The organism is uncultured Polaribacter sp. (genome assembly GCF_947501385.1).
Taxonomy (GTDB): domain Bacteria; phylum Bacteroidota; class Bacteroidia; order Flavobacteriales; family Flavobacteriaceae; genus Polaribacter.
The window spans coordinates 1-23,046 of the sequence record NZ_CANMVP010000041.1 but is presented as its reverse complement, the minus strand read 5'-3'; the positions used below and the strand labels follow the sequence as shown (position 1 = coordinate 23,046).

General features: G+C 30.1%; 22 protein-coding genes and 1 pseudogene. 9 read left to right on the top strand and 14 right to left on the bottom strand.

Annotated features, from left to right (window positions below):
* The first annotated feature begins 605 nt into the window (after positions 1–605).
* A complete protein-coding gene (locus Q0998_RS18250; RefSeq protein ID WP_299672519.1) occupies positions 606–2,381 on the top strand; it encodes a long-chain fatty acid--CoA ligase in 1,776 nt (591 codons plus the stop codon).
* Positions 2,382–2,811: 430 nt separating this feature from the next.
* Here Q0998_RS18250 and Q0998_RS18245 read toward each other — a convergent pair whose 3' ends face one another.
* From Q0998_RS18245 to Q0998_RS18230, 4 genes are all read right to left on the bottom strand, one after another.
* Positions 2,812–3,180, bottom strand: coding sequence for a dihydroorotase (locus tag Q0998_RS18245; RefSeq protein WP_299672516.1), 369 nt, complete (start codon positions 3,178–3,180; stop codon positions 2,812–2,814).
* A gap of 206 nt (positions 3,181–3,386) precedes the next feature.
* A complete protein-coding gene (locus tag Q0998_RS18240; protein ID WP_299672513.1) occupies positions 3,387–3,839 on the bottom strand; it encodes a DUF1569 domain-containing protein in 453 nt (150 codons plus the stop codon).
* Between the two features lie 11 nt (positions 3,840–3,850).
* The gene (gene holA / locus Q0998_RS18235; protein WP_299672510.1) at positions 3,851–4,852 is read right to left on the bottom strand and encodes a DNA polymerase III subunit delta; all 1,002 of its coding nucleotides are present in this window, start codon (positions 4,850–4,852) and stop codon (positions 3,851–3,853) included.
* Between the two features lie 155 nt (positions 4,853–5,007).
* Entirely contained in the window at positions 5,008–5,337 is a 330-nt protein-coding gene (locus Q0998_RS18230; protein ID WP_299672508.1) for a GxxExxY protein, read from the bottom strand.
* A 29-nt stretch (positions 5,338–5,366) separates the two neighbouring features.
* Between Q0998_RS18230 and Q0998_RS18225 the strand changes: the two genes are divergently transcribed.
* Together Q0998_RS18225 and Q0998_RS18220 are read left to right on the top strand one after the other, a co-directional pair.
* Positions 5,367–5,810, top strand: coding sequence for a type I restriction enzyme HsdR N-terminal domain-containing protein (locus tag Q0998_RS18225; RefSeq protein WP_299672506.1), 444 nt, complete (start codon positions 5,367–5,369; stop codon positions 5,808–5,810).
* A 144-nt stretch (positions 5,811–5,954) separates the two neighbouring features.
* Complete coding sequence (locus Q0998_RS18220; protein ID WP_299672504.1) at positions 5,955–6,953, top strand: glycosyltransferase family 2 protein; 999 nt, start codon at positions 5,955–5,957, stop codon at positions 6,951–6,953.
* Between the two features lie 70 nt (positions 6,954–7,023).
* On the opposite strand, the gene Q0998_RS18215 is transcribed toward Q0998_RS18220, so the two are convergent.
* The 8 genes from Q0998_RS18215 to nusB all read right to left on the bottom strand — a co-directional run bounded on the left by Q0998_RS18215 (position 7,024) and on the right by nusB (position 13,596).
* Positions 7,024–7,641 (bottom strand): L-threonylcarbamoyladenylate synthase, encoded by a 618-nt coding sequence (locus Q0998_RS18215; protein ID WP_299672496.1) that lies wholly within the window; start codon positions 7,639–7,641, stop codon positions 7,024–7,026.
* A gap of 143 nt (positions 7,642–7,784) precedes the next feature.
* The gene (locus Q0998_RS18210; protein WP_299672494.1) at positions 7,785–8,486 is read right to left on the bottom strand and encodes a response regulator transcription factor; all 702 of its coding nucleotides are present in this window, start codon (positions 8,484–8,486) and stop codon (positions 7,785–7,787) included.
* 20 nt (positions 8,487–8,506) lie between these two features.
* A complete protein-coding gene (locus tag Q0998_RS18205) occupies positions 8,507–10,063 on the bottom strand; it encodes a HAMP domain-containing sensor histidine kinase (RefSeq protein ID WP_366943679.1) in 1,557 nt (518 codons plus the stop codon).
* Between the two features lie 112 nt (positions 10,064–10,175).
* Entirely contained in the window at positions 10,176–10,775 is a 600-nt protein-coding gene (gene coaE, locus Q0998_RS18200; protein ID WP_299672489.1) for a dephospho-CoA kinase, read from the bottom strand.
* A 1-nt stretch (position 10,776) separates the two neighbouring features.
* Complete coding sequence (locus tag Q0998_RS18195) at positions 10,777–11,715, bottom strand: YbbR-like domain-containing protein (protein ID WP_299672486.1); 939 nt, start codon at positions 11,713–11,715, stop codon at positions 10,777–10,779.
* 105 nt (positions 11,716–11,820) lie between these two features.
* Positions 11,821–12,114 (bottom strand): preprotein translocase subunit YajC, encoded by a 294-nt coding sequence (gene yajC / locus Q0998_RS18190; protein WP_299672483.1) that lies wholly within the window; start codon positions 12,112–12,114, stop codon positions 11,821–11,823.
* Positions 12,115–12,139: 25 nt separating this feature from the next.
* Complete coding sequence (locus Q0998_RS18185) at positions 12,140–12,607, bottom strand: DUF1573 domain-containing protein (protein WP_299672480.1); 468 nt, start codon at positions 12,605–12,607, stop codon at positions 12,140–12,142.
* A 50-nt stretch (positions 12,608–12,657) separates the two neighbouring features.
* Entirely contained in the window at positions 12,658–13,596 is a 939-nt protein-coding gene (gene nusB / locus Q0998_RS18180) for a transcription antitermination factor NusB (RefSeq protein WP_299672477.1), read from the bottom strand.
* Positions 13,597–13,875: 279 nt separating this feature from the next.
* Between nusB and Q0998_RS18175 the strand changes: the two genes are divergently transcribed.
* The gene (locus Q0998_RS18175; RefSeq protein WP_299672474.1) at positions 13,876–15,630 is read left to right on the top strand and encodes an ABC transporter ATP-binding protein; all 1,755 of its coding nucleotides are present in this window, start codon (positions 13,876–13,878) and stop codon (positions 15,628–15,630) included.
* Positions 15,631–15,708: 78 nt separating this feature from the next.
* On the top strand, positions 15,709–16,080 hold the full coding sequence (locus Q0998_RS18170; RefSeq protein WP_299672471.1) for a PUR family DNA/RNA-binding protein: 372 nt from the start codon (positions 15,709–15,711) through the stop codon (positions 16,078–16,080).
* Between the two features lie 149 nt (positions 16,081–16,229).
* Here Q0998_RS18170 and Q0998_RS18165 read toward each other — a convergent pair whose 3' ends face one another.
* Together Q0998_RS18165 and Q0998_RS18160 are read right to left on the bottom strand one after the other, a co-directional pair.
* Complete coding sequence (locus tag Q0998_RS18165) at positions 16,230–17,291, bottom strand: isochorismate synthase (RefSeq protein ID WP_366943678.1); 1,062 nt, start codon at positions 17,289–17,291, stop codon at positions 16,230–16,232.
* 8 nt (positions 17,292–17,299) lie between these two features.
* Positions 17,300–17,722 carry a PaaI family thioesterase gene (locus Q0998_RS18160; RefSeq protein ID WP_299672469.1) on the bottom strand — a complete coding sequence of 141 codons (423 nt, stop codon included), beginning with the start codon at positions 17,720–17,722 and terminating at the stop codon, positions 17,300–17,302.
* A 71-nt stretch (positions 17,723–17,793) separates the two neighbouring features.
* Here Q0998_RS18160 and Q0998_RS18155 point away from each other — a divergent pair, with 71 nt between their 5' ends.
* From Q0998_RS18155 to Q0998_RS18140, 4 genes and pseudogenes are all read left to right on the top strand, one after another.
* Positions 17,794–18,288: a hypothetical protein gene (locus Q0998_RS18155; RefSeq protein WP_299672468.1), complete on the top strand. Its 495-nt coding sequence runs from the start codon at positions 17,794–17,796 to the stop codon at positions 18,286–18,288.
* A gap of 143 nt (positions 18,289–18,431) precedes the next feature.
* The gene (locus Q0998_RS18150; protein ID WP_299672466.1) at positions 18,432–19,331 is read left to right on the top strand and encodes an ATP-binding cassette domain-containing protein; all 900 of its coding nucleotides are present in this window, start codon (positions 18,432–18,434) and stop codon (positions 19,329–19,331) included.
* Positions 19,332–19,391: 60 nt separating this feature from the next.
* Positions 19,392–20,237, top strand: a complete 846-nt coding sequence (locus Q0998_RS18145) for an ABC transporter permease subunit (RefSeq protein WP_299672464.1) — start codon at positions 19,392–19,394, stop codon at positions 20,235–20,237.
* A 43-nt stretch (positions 20,238–20,280) separates the two neighbouring features.
* Positions 20,281–23,046: pseudogene (locus tag Q0998_RS18140) on the top strand (hypothetical protein); the annotation flags it as partial.

The window sequence follows — 23,046 nt, the reverse complement described above, 5'->3', positions numbered from 1 at the left end:
CAAAACAAAAATATATAGAAAATTATCAACCAAATATTTGTTTTTAAGCACAGTTCATTCCTGCGCACTTGTCTACCTAAGGTAGAGACAGAAGTCTATTCTTTTATTACTTAGCGTTTTATGGATTCCAGTCATAGTTTATCTTGAGCTATAGTCGAAAGACAGGAATGACAGCTTACTAGCTAAATAAGGATATGCTGGTAAGTCACTAATCATTATTTAGTTAAGAAACTCGTAGATAGTAGCCCCTGAAAAGTAAAAAATTACAACGATTTTGATAAAATGAAAAACCTCGACCCAAAGGTACAAGGTATCCAATAGAAATTTATTTTTTATTTCGACGCAGAGCGTCGAGGAATAAAGCCCATAGATCCCGCTATAAAAGCGGGATTAGTTCAGCTAGCAATTTTTAATTCATTACTTCGCTTCCGCTTCGGAATAAAAATTGAGTTTCACTAATTTAAATTTATATAGCTCTTTTTTAAATTATAATAAAAGAAATATTCGCCTAAATAAATACAGATTTCACAATAAAAAAAGTCTTTAAATAACTATTTGTGAAATAGCAGGTTTTTCCCTAATTTGCAATGTACAAATTAGGACTTATGCCAATAGAAATTACAAGATTATTTGATTTCCCATACCATCAATTAGAGCAATATAATTTAAAAGATGCTTTTACCACCAAATACAATAACAAATGGGAAACCATCTCTACTCAAGAATATGTAGACAAAGCCAATCAACTTAGTAGAGGCTTGTTAAAATTAGGTATACAACCGAATGATAAAATTGCGGTCATATCTTCTACCAATAGAACAGAATGGAATATTTGCGATATCGGGATTTTACAAACCGGTGCTCAAAATGTGCCTATTTATCCTACAATTTGTAAAGAAGATTATGAATATGTTTTAAATCATTCAGAAGCTACTTATTGTTTTGCTTCAGATGTAGCCGTTTTAGAAAAAATCAATCAAATAAAGGACAAGACCAGCTTAAAAGGTGTTTTTACTTTTGATGACATTGCTGGCGAAAAATCTTGGAAAGAAATTTTAGCGTTAGGAAATGATGAAACACTTCAAAAAGAAGTGGAAGAAAGAAAAAATAATGTAAAATCAGAAGATTTAGCCACTTTAATTTATACATCAGGGACCACAGGAAAACCTAAAGGTGTAATGCTTTCTCATAAAAACATTGTATCGAATGTTTTGGCTTCTAAAGAAAGAGTGCCCTTAGACTATGGGAATTCAAAAGGACTTAGTTTTTTACCCGTCTGTCATATTTTTGAAAGAATGATATTGTACCTATATCAATATTGTGGCGTCTCTATCTATTTTGCAGAATCTATAGAAAAACTTTCTGAAAACGCACAGGAAATAAAGCCAAACGTAATGACTGCTGTTCCGCGTTTGTATGAAAAAATCTACGATAAAATTATTTTAAAAGGCGAAGATTTATCTGGTGTTAAAAAGGTATTGTTCTTCTGGGCTGTAAATCTTGGTCTAAAATACAAACCAAACGGAGAAAATGGTTGGTGGTACGAAAAGCAATTAGCTTTGGCGAGAAAATTAATATTTTCTAAATGGCAGGCAGCTCTTGGTGGCGAATTAAAATTAATGGTTTCTGGAAGTGCAGCATTGCAAGAAAGATTAACCAAAGTATTTGCAGCTGCAAACATGCCCATTATGGAGGGCTATGGTTTAACAGAAACCTCTCCGGTAATAAGTGTAAACGACCAAAGAAAAAAAGGGTTTAGAACAGGTACTGTAGGAAAAGTAATCGATGATGTGGAAGTAAAAATTGCAGAAAGCGGAGAAATCCTAGTCAAAGGACCGAACGTAATGATGGGCTATTATAAAGACGAAGCAAAATCTGCAGAAGTTTTAAAAGACGGTTATTTTTATACGGGAGACAAAGGAGAATTTGATGCAGACGGCTTTTTAAAAATTACAGGTAGAACCAAAGAAATGTTTAAAACCTCTGGTGGTAAATATGTAGTTCCGCCATTATTAGAAGGCGAATTAAAACAATCTTTATTTATAGAACAAGTAATGGTAGTTGGTGAAGGAGAAAAAATGCCCGCAGCAATTATTCAACCAAATTTCGATTTTATAAAAGATTGGATCGACAAAAAAGGGCATAAAATTAAAAAAGACAATACAGCAATTTCAAATTCTGAATTGGTGATTACACGAATTCAAAAAGAAGTCAATAAATGCAACGATCATTTTGGGAAATGGGAACGAATTAAACGTTTTGAACTTACGCCAGATGTTTGGTCTATAGAAGGTGGGCATTTAACACCCACCATGAAAATGAAACGCGCCATTATAAAAGAGATCTACAAAGATTTATACGATAAAATTTATACAGATTAAATCATGTAAAACCTCACGAATCATAATTTGACAGTGAGGTTTTTTTTATTGTATAACACAGGTTTTTTTAACGATTGGTATTCTCCATGAAAAAGGATAGTTCTGATAATGCTAATATAAGTTATTTAAAGGAAGTAATATTAGTCTCTCGTTTTGTCTAACATGGCTCATCAGAAAGCTAATTGAATATTAAAAATTATAGCTAGATTAATATTAATAAATTAGTAATCTTAAATTTAACAACTATGAAGAAAAAAACTTTATCAAACTTGGAACTTTTCTTTTTAGAATTTCATTATTGCTCTTTAATTGTGAAAAAGAAGTTATTAATACTGTAGTGAAAGAAACTAAATATTCAGTTTCAGAAATTGATTTTTCCAGAATTAAAATTACGTGTAAATTATTTACTAAACTAAAACACTTATAATCATTAGTAAATTACTAATTCTCTTTGTAATAAAGCGTTTTTCAGATCAACCTTAAGATATTTATGACTGTTAAAGAAACGACCTCCATTCTTGAGTTTTATGGTTGCAATTTTAGTTCCATCTGCTTTTTGCTTTATTGAAGTTATTACTACTTTCTTTCCTATAATGTTTTTAAAAGTATAAATACCTCCTTTTTTAATCACAAAATTCGCTCTTGGAAAATCGATGTGTTTATAAGAATTATGTGCTACATCAGCTATCTTAAAAACATCGCCTATTGCTGTTTTAGAATATATTTTATTGGTTTCTTGAGAGCTAAGTGAAAAAGATAAAAAACCAACTACACAAAAAAATAAAAAAACTTTTTTCATAATTATTAATTTTAAAATTAGACTTAAACATGTAATTGTTCAATCAAAAATAATAATTAAAAATTAAATTATTAATCAATAATATGTTAAAAAAAAGAATATAAACATAAAAATTAACTATAATTATAACTTATTTTTAAAAAAAATTTTAGTTGTAAAACTGCTTTTTTTAATAAAAAGTATATTTCAGTAATAAAATTTACTATTCAAACCCCAAATTGCGTCAAGTGATGGTCTATATGTTTGTAGAATAAATTATTCCATTCTTCAATCGTTAACTTGCCAAAAGAGTGAGATTCTTTTCCATCAAAATAAGAAGTTCCTAGTTCTTGAGTTTGGTTCAGAAAATGAATCAATCGTGATTTTTCATGTTTAAAATCCTTTTCCTCTGTAATTAAAAATTGCGCTGCCGTTCTACCGTTTTTAGCGTATGGTTTGTCTGACACTACAAACTTCTTTACAATTGCTTTTAGCATAAACTTGGCAAAAGCATTTGGCTTTGGATGCTTGTCTGTATAAACCATTTCATAAGAAACACAACAATGCGCCAACATTTGCGCCACAGACATTTTTCCCCAATTGGGTTGGGTTGTTGCAGACAGGTTTTCTATTCTATCAATCACTTCTTTGGTAACTTCTTTGGTAAAAATGCTTTTCATGACTTGTAATTTTAGTGTAAAATTTTAAACAACAATTCTTTTAAAATATCTTCGTTCGATTGGCTAGCGCCAACGCCTTTGCTTTTTATATCTGCCTCTCTTAAAAACCCAATTACTTGTGCAACTTTTCGCATTGGGTAATTTCTTGCTGCTGAAAAATATTCATCCACAAAATACGGATTTACACCCAAAGTTTTTGCTACAGAACTTTTAGATTTGTCTTTTAAACCATGAAACAATAAAAGTTGCGTAAAAAATCCATTTAATAAAGAGATGGTCATTACCAAAGGATTATTTTTAGGGTTTTCTGCAAAATAATTTATAATTCTATTGGCTTTTACAATGTGCTTCTCTCCTACCGCTTTTCTTAATTCGAAATTATTAAAATCTTTAGAAATCCCAATATTTTCTTCAATATGCTTATCTTCTATAATGGTTTCTTTCGGTAGAATTAGCATTAGTTTGTCTAATTCATTGCTGATTTTACTTAAATCAGTTCCTAAAAATTCCACCAACATTTGAGAAGCTTTGGGTGCTATCTGGTATTTTTTCCCGCTTAAAATTCTGCGAATCCAATCTGAAACCTGATTCTCATACAATTTTTTACTTTCAAAAATCAAACCTGATTTTGCAATGGCTTTGTGCAGTTTTTTTCGTTTGTCTAATTTCTTATACTTGTAATTAAGCACCAAAACGGTTGTTGGCTGCGGGTTTTCTGCATAAGAAACCAATTTCTCTATATTTCTACTTAAATCTTGCGCTTCTTTTACAATTAAAACCTGTCTTTCTGCCATCATTGGATAGCGTTTTGCCGAAGACACAATCTCTTCTATCGTTGCATCTCTACCGTACATTACTTGCTGATTGAAACCTTTTTCTGCTTCTTCTAAGACATGTTCTTCAATAAAGTCAGAAATTTTATCTATATAATAAGGCTCATCGCCCATTAAAAAATAAATAGGTTTTATATTGCCTTTTTTAATATCTGAAACAATTGTTCTAATTTCGTTCATTTTATTTTATCACTTTTCTTGCCACGAATTCACGGATTATTGTGGGAACATAAATCTGTATTTATAAATTACACAAATAAAAAATCCTTTGGGTTTTATTAGTGAATTCGTGGCAAACACTACAAAACTATTCTTTTAAATTCTAACAATTCGTTTTAAAAATTCAACAAAATACATAATTTATTTTTTGACACTTTTAAATAATTAATACACTGCGCAATATGTTTTGGATGAAATTTTTTTACTGATTTTATTTCTAATATAATTTTATTAAAAATCACAAAATCAGCAAAAAAATGATGTTTTAAAACAATATCTTTATAATTAATTATATATTCTTTTTCTCTTTCAAAATTGATATTTCGCTTCTCAAATTCATATTCAAGCGCATCTTTATAAACCACTTCTAAAAAACCACCACCCAAATTATTATGAACTTCAAATAAAGTTCCAACAATATCATAGCTTTCTTTTTTATAAATCATTTTATTGTGTGATATTCGTAATCATGAAAATGCAAACGCTTAACCTACCTTCTTATAAATTCAAACTCAAAAGTAGCGAAAATAAGACGCTTATTTTTGATAATTTGAGAAAAAAATACATGGTTTTAACACCAGAAGAATGGGTTCGTCAGCATTTTGTTCAGTATTTAATAGAAGAAAAAAAATATCCAGTTACTTTAATCGCCTTAGAAAAACAAATGGTGATTCACAATCAGAAAAAAAGAACAGATATTTTAATTTTTGATAAAGTAGGAAATCATGATATTATTGTAGAATGCAAGGCTCCTGCCATAAAAATAACGCAAGAAGCATTTGATCAAATTGCACGGTATAACTTAAAACTAAAAGCCAAATACCTGATTGTTACCAACGGTTTGGTTCATTTTTATTGTAAGATGGATTTTGTAAATAAAACCTATATTTTTTTAAAAGAAATTCCTGATTATAAATAATCATTTATTTTTGTAATTTCTGTAAAGACAAAAATCCAAACTTATTTAGGCAAAAACAATTTCCTGCCTGCGCAGGGTGAAAAACTGTTTTAATTATGAAAATTTTAAATCTCAAAATCATCTTAAAGACGTAAATTCGCGAACTTGAAAACAGCAATCGTCATATTAAATTGGAATGGTCAAAAACTTTTAGAACAGTTTTTACCTTCTGTGGTTAATTTTAGTTCAGAATTAGCAACCATTTATATTGCTGATAATGCTTCTACAGATAGTTCTATACAATATATAAAAGAATTTTTTCCCGCCATAAAAATTATTGAAAATGCTGTAAATGGTGGCTATGCAAAAGGCTACAACGACGCTTTGCAATCTATTGATGCTGATATTTATTGTCTTTTAAATTCTGATGTTGAAGTGACCAAAAACTGGCTAGAACCAATTTTAGATGTTTTTAAAAGCGAGGAGAAAACAGCCATAGTTCAACCAAAATTATTAGATTTTAAAGACAAAACAAAGTTTGAATATGCCGGTGCAGCTGGCGGTTTTTTAGATCTATATGGATATCCCTATTGCAGAGGACGTGTCTTTAACAATTTAGAGACAGATACCGGACAATTTAACAATACCAGAGCTATTTTTTGGGCTTCTGGCGCTTGTTTGTTTATCCGTTCTGAAGTCTATCACAAAATAGAGGGTCTAGATGAAGATTATTTTGCGCATCAAGAAGAAATTGATTTATGTTGGCGTGCCCAAAATATTGGTCACCAGGTAAAATATGTTGGCAGTTCTACAGTTTTTCACGTAGGTGGTGCCACTTTGCAAGAAACAAATCCGCAGAAAACCTATTTAAATTTTAGAAATAGTTTGTTAAATGTGGTAAAAAACGTTCCGAAGAAATGGTTTTTGTTTGTAATTTTTTCTCGTTTGGTTTTAGACGGAATGGCAGGGATAAAGTTTTTAATTGAATTAAGACCCATTCATACTTTCGCTATTTTAAAAGCACATATCAGTTTTTATAAAAACTTCTTTAAATTTTTAGGCAAAAGAAGAAAACTTCAAAAGAAACAAGACTATAATTTACACACAAGTATTGTTTGGCAGTATTTTATTTTGGGTAGAAAAAAATTCAAAGACCTAAAATAAATTTATTCATCATTCAATAATTTCAATTTTTCACTTTGGAACTTTGAACTCTGAACTTTAAACGTCGCATCTATAGAATATCTAAACTCCCCTTGCCCTCTCTAATTACTGCTGGTTCTTCCGTTAAATCGATCACCGTAGAAGCTTCATTATCACCATAACCACCATCTATAACAACATCGACTAAGTTTTGCCATTTTTCGAAAATTAATTCTGGATCTGTCGTGTATTCTAAAACATCATCATCATCTCTGATAGAAGTAGATATAATTGGATTGCCCAGTTCTTCTACCAACTTTCGAATGATGTTATTATCTGGAATTCTAATTCCCACCGTTTTTTTCTTCTTAAAAACTTTTGGTAAATGATTCCCACCTGGAAGAATAAACGTGTATGGCCCTGGCAAAGCTCTTTTTAAGATTTTAAAGGTAGCCGAATCTATTTGCTTTACATAATCTGAAAGGTGGCTTAAATCGTTACAAATAAATGAAAAATTTGCTTTTTCTAATTTGATTCCCTTTATCTGGGCAATTTTTTCGAGCGCTTTTGGTTTTGTAATATCACAGCCCAAACCATATACAGTATCTGTAGGATAAATAACCAAACCACCTGCTTGTAAAATTTTTACAATCTTGGTAATCTCCTTATGATTCGGGTTTTCATTATATATTTTAATAAATTCTGCCATATCAAACTATTTTTACTTTTCAACAATTGTATGAAAACGTTCTTCTGTGATTTCTACTTTAAAATAGAAAAACTAGTATAAAAATACAAAAAACTCAGCTTGCTTTGCAAACTGAGTCATTTTATTAGGGAAGAATTTAAATGTTAAGACTTGTCTACAAGTCTAAAGCCTTCACCGTGAATATTTAAAATCTCTACTTTATCATCAACTTTTAAATATTTACGTAATTTTGCGATATATACGTCCATACTTCTTGAAGTAAAATAGTTGTCGTCTCTCCAAATTTTTGTCAACGCTAATTCTCTTGGCATTAAATCGTTTTTGTGAATTGCCAACATACGTAACAATTTACTTTCTTTTGGAGATAGTTTTATCGGTTCACCATCTTTACCTACAGAAAGATGACGCAGTTTAGAGTTAAAGAAAAAGCCACCAACTGTAAATTCGAATTGTTCTGTTTCTGCAGTACTATCTGTTTCTTTACGTTGCAATATTGCCTTGATCTTATGCAACAAAACTTCAGAATCAAAAGGTTTGTTTAAATAGTCATCTGCACCTACAGCATAGCCTCTTAAAACATCTTCTTTTAAGGTTTTAGCTGTTAAAAAAATAATGGGTACTTCTTTGTTTGTACCTCTAATATCTTGTGCTAAAGAAAAACCGTCTTTTCTAGGCATCATTACATCTAAAATACACAAATCGTAATCGCTGTTTTTAAACATAATGAGACCTTCTATACCGTCTTTTGCGTGCGTTACATTATAATCGTTTAACGCTAAATAATCTCTTAGAACTGTTCCAAAATTTGGATCATCTTCTACTAATAAAATTTTTTTACTTCCCATTTTTATTCTTTTTAAACTAATTAAATTAAAGGTAATTTTACTGTAAACAAACTCCCGACTCCTTTTTCGCTTTCAACAAAAACCGTTCCGTGATGCTTTTCTACAATTTCTTTTACGTATGCTAATCCTAAACCATGACCTTTTACATCATGTATATTTCCTTTTTGTTCTCTGTAAAACTTATTAAAAACTTGCTTCTGAACATTTTTACCCATCCCAATACCATTGTCTTGTATTTTAAAGATAAAAAACTTGTTAGTGCTTTCTGTATATACATCTATCATTGGAGCACCTGCTGCATATTTTATTGCATTTTCTAACATATTAACCACAACGTTTGTTAGGTGAAATTGGTTTCCTGGTAATTCTGAAATGATCGCTTTAAAATAGGTGTTAATTTTACCCCCTTTATCATCTGCTAATAAGCTTACATGTGTAATTGCATCTTCTATGATGTCGTGTAAATCTATCGTCTCCTTACTTAAATCTATTTGATTTTTTTCTAATTTAGAAATTCTTAATACATTTTCTACTTGAGAATGCATTCTTTTATTTTCATCTCTAATCATTTGAACATACCGCAACACTTTCTCATCGTTCCCTAAAATTTTAGGGTTTTTGATTGAATCTAAAGCCAAATTAATGGTTGCAATTGGTGTTTTAAATTCGTGGGTCATGTTGTTAATAAAATCTGTTTTGATTTCCGATATTTTTTTCTGTCTTATCAATTGATACAAAGAACTAGAAAATGCTACAATTATGATAAAAATAAAGAAAAGCGATAATAATAAAATACTCGATATTCCAGATAAAATATGTTCATTCTTATTAGGAAATGTTACGTGTAAATTATAATTTATATTCCCCTGAGCATCATAAAAAAGCGGATATTTAAAACTGTCTTTTGTATTTATGGTATAATAGCCAGATTTTAATTTTGTTGCCAAACCCTCTTCACCATATACACCATATTTAAATTCTAAATTGATATTTCTCTTCGCTAATTCTTCTTTAACAATTTTATTTAATTCTTTATTGCTAACTCTCTCATGAATGGGTAATAAACTCTTAAGATCACCATACGCAGCATCAAAATAAGATTTTTCTAATTCTGTATATCGTTTTACAAAAGAATATTTTTGTTCATCTAGGTTAGAAAATAAATTATCTGGACTTTTAAATATTTTAGAAATAGAAAAATCTTTTTTCCCTGTAATTCTCTTGAAAATAATAGAATCATTGTCTAAAAAATCTGAAGGCAATTTAAAATTCTCTTCTAAAAAAGTGTCTCCAATAATTATTCTTTCTTGCGTAACGGTATCTATCTGCTCTATTAAAAAACTTTTTAATTGAGCTTTGTCTGCCAGCCCTTTTTTATCGATTAAATTTTCTATATTTTTATCAAACTGATTTCTTTCATTATCGTTAATTCTTTCGGTAGCACTGCCTAAAGATTTCTGAACATCGTTCTTGAATTGTTCTTTTTTGCTTTCTAATGCATTGTTAATCCAATAAAGCTGAACAGTAATAATTCCTATCAAAGAAATGCTCATAAGAACAACGATAAGGATAAACATCTTTTTACGCATAAATCAAATTTACTACATTCGAGAGTTGTAATTATTGATTTTAACCTAAATTAACGAGTTTGGTTGAATTTTAAGACTTATTTAACAGAATAGATAAATTTTACAGAAAATGAGTCGCTTTTTTTGTTAAAATATTGTGGATTTTTTTAACCTGATTTTCTGTATTTCTAAGTGTATTATTCTCAATGATATAATTAGAAAAAAGTAATTTTTTATCTTCTTTCCATTGATTGTGAATTCTTTTTAAAACCTCTTCTTTGGTTGTGTGATCTCTTTTTATAACTCTGCTAATTCTTTCCTCTAAATGGGTAAAAACAGTAATCACAAAATCAAATTGATGCTGGCTATTGCTTTCAAATAAAATGGCACTTTCATAAATAATGTACGATTTATCTTTATGAGCTACTACAAAATTTCGAAAATCTCTTTTTACTGCTGGATGAACAATACTATTTAAAATTTGTAATTTCTTTTTATTGTTGAAAACCAAACTCGATAAATAGGTTCTATTTAATTGGTTTTTTTTGTATGATGCGGCACCAAACTCGGCAATAATTTGATTCTTTATTACTTTAGAGGCATTCATTAATTTTTTGGCTTCCAAATCTGCTATGTAAACAGCAACCGTATCAAACTTTTGGAAAAGTTTCGCAACCGTTGTTTTTCCACTTCCAATACCTCCTGTTAACCCAACAACCATTTTATTTCTGAATTAAAAAATCTATTTTATTTGGTGCTATTTTATAACTTTTAATTTCTGAAGGTTTATTGACCAACTTCGGAATTAGATAATTTAAATTATTTGCTAGCGCAAATTTGTAATCGCACTCTACTTGAAATGAGTTTTTAGTGATTTCATTAAACTTAGACAAACCAACAATAAAAGTAACTTCTACGGTTTTAGATAATGTATTTAAAGTGACATTATTTGGTATGTTTGTAATTCTATATGGAATCTCGAAAGTACCTTCTGTAAACTTTTCTACTTTTCCTGAAATGGTAACTTCTTTAAGATTAAATTTTAAGTTTTTAGTATCTTTAGGTACTTTAATGCCTACTTTCTTTTTAAAATCTGCTTTCACATCCTCTAACTCTAAAGCTGATAGATTTATATGTTCTATTGCTGAAATATAATTTTCTGGTCCAGAAACCAAAATACTGTCTGGTTGTATTGTGATGTCTTCAGCAAGATCATAACCTACATGATAATTGATCTTCAGATTCGGTTTTAAAGGAATTTTTTTAGTCACCAACGTTCCGATATCTAAAAATAAAGTATCCTTTAATATTTCCTGTAAAACAATACCAGAAGGCAATTGCTTCTGAATACTAATCTTTTGATTTTTAGTTAACAGATAATACTTTGCATCTGCTTTTCTTGACAATACATTGGCATTAATTGCAATATTTCTAGTATTAACTCTAGTCTTTAAGATTTTAAATCCGTCTGCTTTTACAGCAATTTCTAACTCTTTTTGTGGTGTAGCTTGTAGCAATTTATCTTGAGCAATATTTTTATACTGTATTGGAAAACGAATGGTAGTAACATACTCTTTAGACAGTGTTATTAAAAGCCAAATAAGCACTGAAGCTACTAAAAAGCCAATAAATGTTTTAGGTATTTTATTTTTAGTTTTCAAGAATATTTTTTTAGACAATGCAATCTACATAAAAGGGAGCAAAGAAAAAAAGTGAGCATTGTCTATTTAGACAATACTCACTTTTATAGGATGATGATATCTAAGTTATTTTTTTACGGGTACTGCGTATTTTTTGCTTAGTTCCATAGAAATAGCAGAACGTTCAAATTTAATTCTTCCCGCTCCAGTTTCTATCGTTACCGTGTTATCTGTATTATTTACTTCCGTTATTTTACCATGAATACCACTAGAAGTAATCACTTTAGAACCTGTTTTTATTTCTGCTTGAAATGCCTTTTCCTTTTTCTGACGATTCATCTGAGGTCTTATCATAAAAAAATATAAGACTAAAATCATTGCCGCGAAAGGAAGCATACTTGCTAAACTACCTGTATCCATTTGTTAAATTTTTGTATTAAAAATGTTATTGTATTGTTGCTTTGGGTGTTACAGAACCTCTAAGTGTTAAGACTTCTCTACCAGATTCTGTATTGGTAGTTAAAGTTACTGTTTTCATTTGTCTGTTAGGTTTTCCAGAAGTATTAAACTTTACCTCTACATCTCCAGTTTCTCCTGGCTTAATTGGCGCTTTTGGCCAAACAGGAACTGTACAACCACAAGAACCCGTTGCATTGGTAATTACTAAATCTGTTTTACCAGAATTGGTTACTTTAAATACGGTCTTTACAATATCGCCCTCATTTACAGTACCAAAATCATACTCCTTTTTGTCTAAGGTAATAAAAGCGGTTCCTTTTTTAATTTCTGCATCTCTAGATTTTGCAGTATCTAAATTGTCTTTATTAATTTTAGTAGATGCATTTCCGTTTCCACAAGAAACCAAAACTGTTGATGCCACTAAAAAAGCGAATAAGAATGTTATTTTTTTCATTTTGAATCTATTTTTGGCTAAAATAATAAAATAATTTTTGTTATTGTCATTTAAATAAGTCCTCTACCTATTTTTACGATCTTTTTATTTTCAATAAACTCTTTAGAAATTTTATCTAAAACACCGTTTATAAAATAACTACTTTTTGTTGTTGAATAATCTTTAGAAATTTCAATGTATTCGTTAATGGTTACTTTTGTTGGGATGGATGGAAAATTCATAAATTCTGTAATTGCCATTTTGATTAGAATCATATCTATTTCTGCAATTCTATCCGATTCCCAATTTGGGGTTTTTTCTGCAATGTCTATTTCGTATTCAGCTTGTTTTAAGACTGTTTTTCGAAACAAATCAGAAACAAAATTTTCATCATCTTTATCTTTGTATAAAGAACCTAAAACAAACGTTTTGTTTTCTTTCTGCTTACTTAATGTTTTTACAACCCAAGTATTTACAAAAGGAATATCATCTACCCAAGTAATCAACTTGTCTTCGTAATATTCTGCTAACTTCTCATTAGGTGCAATAATTTCTTTAAAAAAATCGATTACGAAGGTTTTATCAACCTTAAATGAATCTTCTTCATTTTCTAAATAACTCTTATATAGCGTGCTTTTTTGCAATTCCTCAAAAACGATTCTTACGTACTCAACATCTTCAGACCAATTGTCTAAATTATTCAATTCAACATAGCCTTCTACACCAATACTTTCAGAAATTGTATTGATTACTCTATTGTCTATAAATTTAGTGTTGGGTTTTAAATCTTCTTGGGTTGCAAGAATTTTCTTCTTAGAAAGTGCTGTTTTTTTTGTTGCTAGCTTTTGAACTTCCACCAATAAGGCGAAATTTAAGACATACAAATCAAACATTTTTAAAATACTATGTTTTAAGAATTTTTCTTCTCGAATCATATCATCATTATGAGACTGTAACATCGCATACACAGATTGCATTACTTTAACTCTAATATGTCTTCTGTTTATCATTTTTTTATAAAGAACTTATATGATGAAAGATTCATGATAACTTAATTTTCAAGCGAGCCACAAAAATAATATTATTTTGTTTCTAAATGCATATCTATTGAAATTCTTTTTAGTTTTTATTATTGGTGATTTGATTCGGTCTTAAAACTGAAAAATTTATTTTTAAAAATGTATCTTCGTGCTTCAAAAAAATAGTGCTTATTTCATTTATTTTAACAGAAAATAAAGAAAGATAAATTCTATTAACAGTAATTTTATTTTTTAAAATTCATCTCTAATTTGAAGGCTCTAAAATATATAAATAAGTACTTTGTAAAATACAAATGGCGATTGTTAATTGGTATTTTAATTACAATTTTATCAAAATTTTTAGCACTTAAAGTTCCACAAATAGTAGGTGATTCTTTAAATGTTGTAGAAGATTACCAAAACGGTCTTATTACAGATGTAAAAGCTGTTGAGCATGAGCTTTTAATGAATGTTTTAATCATTATTGGTATTGCAATTCTAGCGGGTTTTTTCACGTTTTTAATGCGACAAACCATAATTGTTACTTCTAGATTGATTGAATTCGACTTAAAAAATGAAATCTATCAACAATACCAAAGGCTCTCTCTAAATTTTTATAAAAAAAATAGAACAGGAGATTTAATGAACAGAATTTCCGAAGACGTTTCTAAGGTAAGAATGTATGTGGGCCCTGCAGTAATGTACAGTATGAATATGATTGTACTTTTCGCAGTGGGTTTTACTCAGATGATCAGTATCGATGTAGAGTTAACAATGTATACCTTACTTCCGTTTCCTATTTTGTCTATCTCTATTTTTACATTGAGCAAAATAATTCATAAACGAAGCAGTATTGTACAAGAATACTTGTCTAATTTAACAACATTTAATCAAGAGTTTTTCTCAGGAATTAGTGTTGTAAAATCTTACGGAATAGAAAATGCCATCATTAAAGATTTTGATGATATTGCAGATAAAAGCAAGGAAAAAAACATTCATTTACAACAAGCCAATGCTTTATTTTTTCCGTTGATGATTTTGCTAATTGGTCTTAGTAATATTATTGTCATTTATATTGGGGGTAAACAATATATTAATGATGAAATTCAAATAGGAACCATTATTGAATTTATGTTGTATGTAAATATCTTAACATGGCCCGTTGCCGTTGTTGGTTGGGTTACTTCTATGGTACAACAAGCGGAAGCTTCGCAAGCAAGAATTAACGAATTTTTAGAACAAGTACCAGAAATTCAAAACAATACTACAAAACCTACCTTATTAGAAGGAAAAATAGCTTTTAAAGACGTTACTTTTACGTATGATGATACAAATATTACAGCATTAAAAAACATTAGCTTTTCTGTTGAAGCAGGGGAAACCGTCGCTATTTTAGGAAAAACAGGTTCAGGAAAATCGACAATTATAGAATTAATTGCTAGATTGTATGATACCAAACAAGGAACCATCTATTTAGATAACAAACCGATTGAAAAGGCCAACTTAAACGCTATTAGAAATCAGATTGGTTTTGTACCTCAAGATCCGTTTTTATTCTCTGAAAGTATTGGTGATAATATAAAGTTTGGTAAAGAAGATGCCACAAAAGAGGCAATCATACAAGCCGCAAAAGACGCTGTTGTTCATGACAATATTATAGATTTTCCAAACGGATATCAAACGATTTTAGGAGAACGTGGCGTAACACTTTCCGGAGGTCAAAAACAACGTGTTTCTATTGCCAGAGCAATTATAAAAGACCCCAAAATATTAATTTTTGATGATTGCTTGTCTGCTGTAGATACAGAAACAGAAGAACAAATTTTAGCAAACCTTAAGAAAGTATCTAAAAATAAGACTACTTTTATTATCAGTCACAGAGTTTCTTCTGCAAAAAATGCAGATAAAATCATCGTATTAGATAGTGGTAAAATAGTACAACAAGGCACTCATAATCAATTAATAACAGAAGAAGGATACTATAAAGATTTATACGAACAGCAACTTTTAGAAAAAGAAAATTAATCTTTAACATTGCTACATAAAATATTTTATTAGATTTGTTAAGTAAAACAAAACACATAACTACTATATTTAAAGAACATGGCAGAGAGAGTTGAACAGGAAGAAATATTTTCACAGGTATTAAGAGCAGGAAGAAGAACCTATTTTTTTGACGTAAGAGCAACCAAAGCAGATGATTATTATCTGACTGTTACAGAAAGTAAGAAGTTTACGCATGATGATGGCACCTTCCATTATCAGAAACACAAAATTTACTTGTACAAAGAAGATTTTACAGATTTTCATGAAATGCTAAAAAAAGCAACAGATTATATTATCAATGAAAAAGGTGATGAAGTCATTAGTGAACGTCATCAAAAAGATTTTAAGAAAGAAGAAACCAAAGTTACATCTAAAGAGGAAATAAAATCTACAGATAGTTTTACAGATGTTTCTTTTGACGACATATAAAACACACATAAACTGTTTTTGTATCAACTTGTTTATGGATCATGATCTCTATAAACTCAGTGCATACAAATAATTTCAATTCAATTTCAATTTACACTAAAAAACCGCAAATTTACGATTTGCGGTTTTTTGATTTTTTAAATTGAAAACTACAAAACACGTTTCATAGTCTTCGCTTTAGAGACGGTTTCCTCCCACTCTTTTTCAGCATGGCTATCTTTGGTAATTCCACCACCAACAAAAATAGAAGCCTTACTATTTTCGACTTTCATACAACGTAAATTCACAAAAAGTGCTGAACTTTTACCATCAAATTTTGAGTTTTGAACATTCAATTCACCTAAAAAACCAGTATAATAACTCCGATGGTAATTTTCATTATGTACAATAAAATCTTTCGCAATATTTCTTGGCAAACCACAAACCGCTGGAGTTGGGTGCAATGCTCTTATCAACGCTTCTAAGTTTGAAGATTTTTTTAATTCACCTGAGACCTTTGTTCTTAAGTGTAATAAATTTCCTGCTTTTATGGTTTCGGTTTTGTCTATTTCTAAGGTATCAGCAATTCCATCTAATTGATTTTTAATAAAATCAGTTACTAATTGTTGTTCTTCTAGTTCTTTAGATTTCCAAATGGGCGTTGTATGCTCTTTATAAACTTGCGTTCCAGCCAAAGACATGGTTTTAAAAGAATTGTTTTCTACTTTTAAAAGCGTTTCTGGTGTTGCCCCAAACCAAAGCCCCACCTTCGGGTGAAACCAAACATACACAAAGGCATTTTTATAAGTAATTAATAGTTTTTTAAAAATTTCTAAAAGATTAAAATTAGAAATATTCACTATTTCTTCTCTTGAGATTACTACTTTTTTTAAACTACTTGCATTGATTTCTTTAATTGCATTTTCAACAATTTTAATGTGTTTTTCTCTGGAAGAAACTTCTTCATTAAAAACTGATTCTTTATAATTAAAAGTTTCTAATTGTAATTCTTCCGTTAAAAAAAGCGCTTTTTCTTCGGGAAATAAGATCGCTTTTTCATCATTATGAAATGGCGCGAATACAAATCCTTTTTCTTTAAAACTTGCAGTATATGCTATAGTAGCATCTGGAAGTAAAAAACTAGAAACAGAGTTAGAATTTGGTTTTCTATACACTACAAAAGGTAAATCTTGTTTATAATGTGGAATAATTTTATCAAACAAATGAATCAAAATAAAAATTATTTTTTAGAAATATTCAAAACAATATTGGTCATTTTTGCAACAGAAATCAAGTTATCATCTTCATCTACAATGGTAACTTCCCACAAATGTGTGGTTCTGCCTTTGTGAATATTTTTTGCAGTAGCAAAAACGACACCTTCACGTTTGCTTTTAATATGATTTATAGAAAGCTGAATTCCGTTTATAAATTGTGTTTTATCATCAATAAAAAAATTAGAAGCCGCACTACCCACACTTTCTGCCAAGGCTGCAGTGGCACCGCCATGCAATTGCCCGTAAGGTTGATGAACATTTGAATTTACAGGCATTTTTGCCGTTAAATAATCCTCTCCAACAGCAACATATTCAATATCAAGAGTTTCCATCAGCGTATGTTTAGAACGCTCATTAAATGCTTTTAAAATTGCAGAATTATCCATAACCAAGTCTTTATAATGTAAAAATACGTATAAAAAATTGTATTTTTGTTGCAGAAAAGTTAAAGCATTATATGTACAAAATACGCGTAATTTTAGACACTAAGGAAGATGTAATTAGAACCATTCTTATAGAAGATACCGTTAGTTTAGAAGATTTACACCTTACCATTGCAAAATCTTTTGGTTTTGAGGGGCAAGAAATGGCCTCTTTTTATAGAACAGATGAGGAATGGAATCAAGGTGAAGAGATTCCACTATTTAACATGGCAGAGGCTGGAGAAGGAATTTCTATGCAGAACTGTATTCTAAAGGATGAATTACCAGCAATAAATAAAAAACTTATCTATGTCTATGATTTTTTGAATATGTGGACTTTTTATGTAGATGTTGTTGACATTTCTACTGAAGAAAAAGAAAACTTACCATTAACCATACTTTCTGTTGGTGAAATTCCAGAAGAAGCCCCTGAAAAAGAGTTTATTGCAGATAAATTAGAAAGTGATTTTGATGACGAAGATGACGACGAATTTGATCCTTTTGATGAATTCGACTTCAACGAATATTAAATAATGTAAAATTGGGTAATTTTCTAACTGTTTCAGATTAAAACTCAAAACTTCTTTCTTTCAACTTCAAACTTCCATCATTTTTAAGTAACAAATTTGTAGATTAGTCGTCTTACAATCATAATCGACTAAATTCAATTTCTTTGGAAACTATCTTATCACTTAAAAATCTCGATAAAAAATACGGAGCCGTTCACGCTGTGAATAATCTTTCTTTTGACATTCAAAAAGGAAATGTTTACGGAATTTTAGGCCCAAACGGAAGTGGAAAATCTACCACTTTAGGAATCATTTTAAACGTTGTAAACAGAACATCTGGCGAATTCTCTTGGTTTGATGGTAGATTGTCTACACACGAAGCCTTAAAAAAAGTAGGTGCAATTATAGAGCGTCCTAACTTTTATCCTTACATGACGGCTGTTCAAAACTTAAAATTGATCTGCAAAATTAAAGGAATTTCAACAGAAAAAATTAATGAAAAATTAAAAACCGTAAATCTTTACGAAAGAAGAGATAGTAAATTTAGAACTTTCTCTTTAGGTATGAAACAGCGTTTGGCAATTGCTTCTGCGTTATTGAATGATCCTGAAATACTAATTTTAGATGAACCTACCAACGGTTTAGACCCTCAAGGAATTCATGAAATTAGACAAATTATCAATAAAATTGCAAGCAAAGGAACTACTATTTTATTGGCTTCTCACCTTTTAGATGAAGTAGAAAAAGTGTGTTCTCATGTGGTTGTTATTAGAAAAGGAATAAAACTATACAGCGGTAGCGTAGAAGAAATGACGGCTTCAAAAGGATTATTTGAACTAAAAATAGAAGGTGATCAAGAAAAATTGTTGGCTGAGCTTGAAAATCATCCTGCATTTAATAAAGTAACGATAGAACATGAAACCATTATTGCCACTTTAAATACGGCTATTTCGGCTACAGAAATAAATACATTTTTATTTGAAAAAGGCATCGTTTTAAGTCATTTGGTAAAACGTAAACCAAGTTTAGAACAACAGTTCTTAGATTTAACCAACAACAATTAGTTACAAGAATCTAATTCGAAACGCAGTCGATCACCAATTCAACCAAAAAATATAAAAATCATGTTAAGATTATTAACCATAGAATTTCATAAATTAAAACATAATAAAGCTAGCAAGGTTTTATCGCTTATTTACTTTGGCTTACTAACATGCATCGCTTTAATAGCAGCCATAAAGTTTGATGTTGGCCCAATAAAATTTCATTTAGCAGAAATAGGCATTTTTAACTTCCCTTATATCTGGCATTTTAATACGTACATGGCAGCTATTTTAAAATTCTTTTTGTTGTTAGTTATTGTTTCAATGATGGCAAATGAATATAGTTACAAAACCTTAAAGCAAAATTTAATTGATGGTCTAAGTAAAAAAGAATTTATTCTGTCTAAATTTTACACGGTGGTTTTATTTGCTCTGGTCTCTACAATATTTGTCTTTTTTATCTCGCTAATTTTAGGTTTATTTTATTCAGATTATAATGAATTTGCAATCATAACCTCAGATTTACAATACTTATTTGCCTTTTTTATAAAATTGGTAGGATTCTTTTCTATGGGATTATTCTTCGGGATTTTAGTAAAAAGATCTGCATTTGCAGTAGGTGCAATGGTGGTTTGGTTTTTTGTTGAAAGTATTTTTAAAGGTTACTTATTTTGGACTTTTAAAGATGCAGAAAACACAGGCGATACAGTAGATAGCATTATGCAATTTCTGCCTTTTGAAGCCATGGCAAACCTAATTAAAGAACCATTTTCTAGACTGGGAGCAGTTAGGTCTGTTGCCAATCAAATAGGAGAAACTTTTACCAAAAGTTATGCTGTAGATTTTTCTACTATTGCAATTGTTTCGGTATGGACATTTATCTTTATTTATTTATCTTTTACACTGTTAAAAAAGAGAGATTTGTAGTACTTTTTAAATATATTTGATGTTATACTAGATAAATCATCAAATGAAGAATTTTTTACCGCTATTTTTAATATGCATTGCTTTAAATACATTTTCTCAAAAAGAAGCTAATTTTTGGTTTTTCGGAGAAAATGCAGGTTTAGATTTTGAGGTAAATCCTCCAAATATTTTATCTGGGACTTTATCAACAGACGAAGGTTCTGCCTCAATTTCTGATGCGAATGGCATTCTGCAATTTTATACAGATGGCTCTACGGTTTACAACAGAACTGGCAGTATAATGGTAAATGGAACTGGTTTATTAGGCAATTCTTCAAGTTCGCAATCCGCCATAATAATTCCAAAACCCTTAGATACTAATATTTATTACATTTTCACAGTTGGAAACCAACGTGATGGAAATCAAGGAAATGGTGTTGCTTATTCCGAAGTAAATATGTCTCTAGATAATAATCTAGGCGAAGTTACCAATAAAAATATTTTTTTAAATGGTTCAATAAATGCTAGAGAAAAAATAACAGCAATTAGAGGTGAAGATTGCAATACCTTTTGGGCGGTTACAAACGATGCCAATAATTTTTATAGTTATCTGATAACTCAAAATGGCATTGTAAATACGGCAGTTACATCTCCTAATATAAATTTTCTATCTAATTTAAGAGGCTACCTAAAAATTTCTCCAGATGGAAAAACGCTTGTGAATGCAAGTGCAAACTCTGGTTCTTATATATATGACTTTAATGCTGCTACGGGAAAAATTACTAATGGAAGCTCTTTATCTGTTTCTGGAAATGGTTATGGAGTAGAGTTTTCAAGAAATAGTAAAAAATTATACATTTCAACTGGCGTTCATAGCCAGTTTTTTGATAATTCTGGTATTAGAAATTCTCCAAATTATGCAAATGTTATGCAGTTTAGTTTAGAATCTAGAAATATTTTAGATATCAACAACAGTGCTCAATTAGTGTATGAAACAAATGCTGGGTACAGAGGTGCCTTGCAACTTGCCGCAAATGGAAAGATTTATTATGCTAGAAGTCGTACTAATACAATTGGTGTCATTAACTTTCCTGAAAAAGAGGCTCTAGATATTAATTTTGATGAAAATGGATTAATCTTAACAACAGGTCTTTCAACAGAAGGTCTACCTCCTTTTATTCAATCGTTTTTCTTAGAAATAGAAATTAAAGACGAAGCTACAAATGAAGTTATCAACTTTAAAGACTTAGAATTCTGTATTGGTCAAAACAAAGTAATTACTCCTGCTAAAGTTTCTGGATCGGATATTAATTACGAATGGACTTTTGATGATGGTACAAACCAAACAATTATTCCTTCTGCTGACCCTGATTATAAATTGTTTTTAAACAATATTTCTTTAAGTGATGCCGGTGTTTATAATCTAAAAATATCACTAAAAGATGATTGTAACAATGATATTGTTTACAACGGTACTTTTAATGTCGATGTTTTTAAGGCTGCTACTGCAACGAAACCAGAAGATATCCTTTTTTGTGACACAGACAATGATGGTTTTAATGATTTTGATCTTGCTTTAGAAAAGGATGATGAAATACTGGGAGCACTAGACCCTACAATTTTTGAAGTTCTTTACTTCGATAGTCTAGCGAATGCAACTTCCTCTTTAGGGCTACTTCCGAATCCTTTTACCAATCCTAGTGCTTTTAGTTCTCAAACAATGTATGCAAGAGTTCAGAATAAAAATGCTCCAAATGCTTGTTTTGATATTACCGAATTTACACTCGCTGTAACGGGGCTGCCAATTCCTATCCAACCAACACCTTATCGTATTTGTGATGATATAGAAAGTGGTGACGATACAGATGGGATTGTTAATACATTTCTTTTAAACACAAGAGATTTAGAAATTCTTGGAACTTTAAGTAACACCCAATATGATGTCACTTATCATACAACATTTGCTGGAGCAGATACAAATGATGCTACCACTTTAATTGATAAAAATGCAAACCACTCAGTTACAAATAACCAAACTGTATTTGTTAGAGTAGAAAATAAGGACAATCCTGCGTGTTTCGATGCTTCAAAAACACTTGATTTATTTGTAGATCCTTTACCAACAGTTGCAAATACAGTAAGTCTATTGCAATGTGATGATGATTTAGATAGAATTTCTACTATAAATCTAACAGAAGCAGAAATTTCCATTTCCGCAAATGCCATGAATGAAACTTTCGAATATTTCGAAACGGAAGCCGAAGCAATAGCAGGAACTCCTTTTATTGCAGATGAATTACGCTATCCTGTAAACCAAACTGGTGAAGCTTGGGTAAGAACCATTTCTGAAGAAAATTGTTATAGAATCTCTAAAATCAATCTTGAAGTTGAAGCGTCTGCAGATGTAGCTTATGATAAAGAGTTTTCTGGTGTTTGTGATGATTTTCTTCAAGCCGATGGTACAGATGGTCCTTTAAACAATGATACAGATGGTATTACTAATTTTGATTTTAGCGATGCGAATAATGAAATATTAGCATTTTTTCCAGCAGCATTACAGCCAGATTTAGAAGTTTCCTATTATGAAACTAGAGCGGATAGGACTGCAGTAATTAATGCCATTTCAGATATTTCAAACTATAGAAATACTGCGTACCCTTCTGATACAACAAGACAAACTATTTATTTTAAAATTACCAATAAAAACAATAACAATTGTAGTGGTACTGGAGAATTATATTTAAAAACAGATACAGTTCCCACTGCAAACCCTGTTACCGATTTAGAACTCTGTGATGATGTAAATGATGGTGATGGCACCAACGGAATT

Coding starts and splice junctions, on each gene's coding strand:
- nusB (WP_299672477.1), bottom strand. CDS start 13,596: ATGATAAACAGAAGACATATTAGAGTTAAAGTAATGCAATCTGTGTAT.
- Q0998_RS18145 (WP_299672464.1), top strand. CDS start 19,392: ATGTTAAGATTATTAACCATAGAATTTCATAAATTAAAACATAATAAA.
- coaE (WP_299672489.1), bottom strand. CDS start 10,775: ATGGTTGTTGGGTTAACAGGAGGTATTGGAAGTGGAAAAACAACGGTT.
- Q0998_RS18205 (WP_366943679.1), bottom strand. CDS start 10,063: ATGTTTATCCTTATCGTTGTTCTTATGAGCATTTCTTTGATAGGAATT.
- yajC (WP_299672483.1), bottom strand. CDS start 12,114: ATGGATACAGGTAGTTTAGCAAGTATGCTTCCTTTCGCGGCAATGATT.
- Q0998_RS18170 (WP_299672471.1), top strand. CDS start 15,709: ATGGCAGAGAGAGTTGAACAGGAAGAAATATTTTCACAGGTATTAAGA.
- Q0998_RS18185 (WP_299672480.1), bottom strand. CDS start 12,607: ATGAAAAAAATAACATTCTTATTCGCTTTTTTAGTGGCATCAACAGTT.
- holA (WP_299672510.1), bottom strand. CDS start 4,852: ATGAACGAAATTAGAACAATTGTTTCAGATATTAAAAAAGGCAATATA.
- Q0998_RS18245 (WP_299672516.1), bottom strand. CDS start 3,180: ATGAAAAAAGTTTTTTTATTTTTTTGTGTAGTTGGTTTTTTATCTTTT.
- Q0998_RS18215 (WP_299672496.1), bottom strand. CDS start 7,641: ATGGCAGAATTTATTAAAATATATAATGAAAACCCGAATCATAAGGAG.
- Q0998_RS18210 (WP_299672494.1), bottom strand. CDS start 8,486: ATGGGAAGTAAAAAAATTTTATTAGTAGAAGATGATCCAAATTTTGGA.
- Q0998_RS18250 (WP_299672519.1), top strand. CDS start 606: ATGCCAATAGAAATTACAAGATTATTTGATTTCCCATACCATCAATTA.
- Q0998_RS18240 (WP_299672513.1), bottom strand. CDS start 3,839: ATGAAAAGCATTTTTACCAAAGAAGTTACCAAAGAAGTGATTGATAGA.
- Q0998_RS18160 (WP_299672469.1), bottom strand. CDS start 17,722: ATGGATAATTCTGCAATTTTAAAAGCATTTAATGAGCGTTCTAAACAT.
- Q0998_RS18225 (WP_299672506.1), top strand. CDS start 5,367: ATGCAAACGCTTAACCTACCTTCTTATAAATTCAAACTCAAAAGTAGC.
- Q0998_RS18230 (WP_299672508.1), bottom strand. CDS start 5,337: ATGATTTATAAAAAAGAAAGCTATGATATTGTTGGAACTTTATTTGAA.
- Q0998_RS18155 (WP_299672468.1), top strand. CDS start 17,794: ATGTACAAAATACGCGTAATTTTAGACACTAAGGAAGATGTAATTAGA.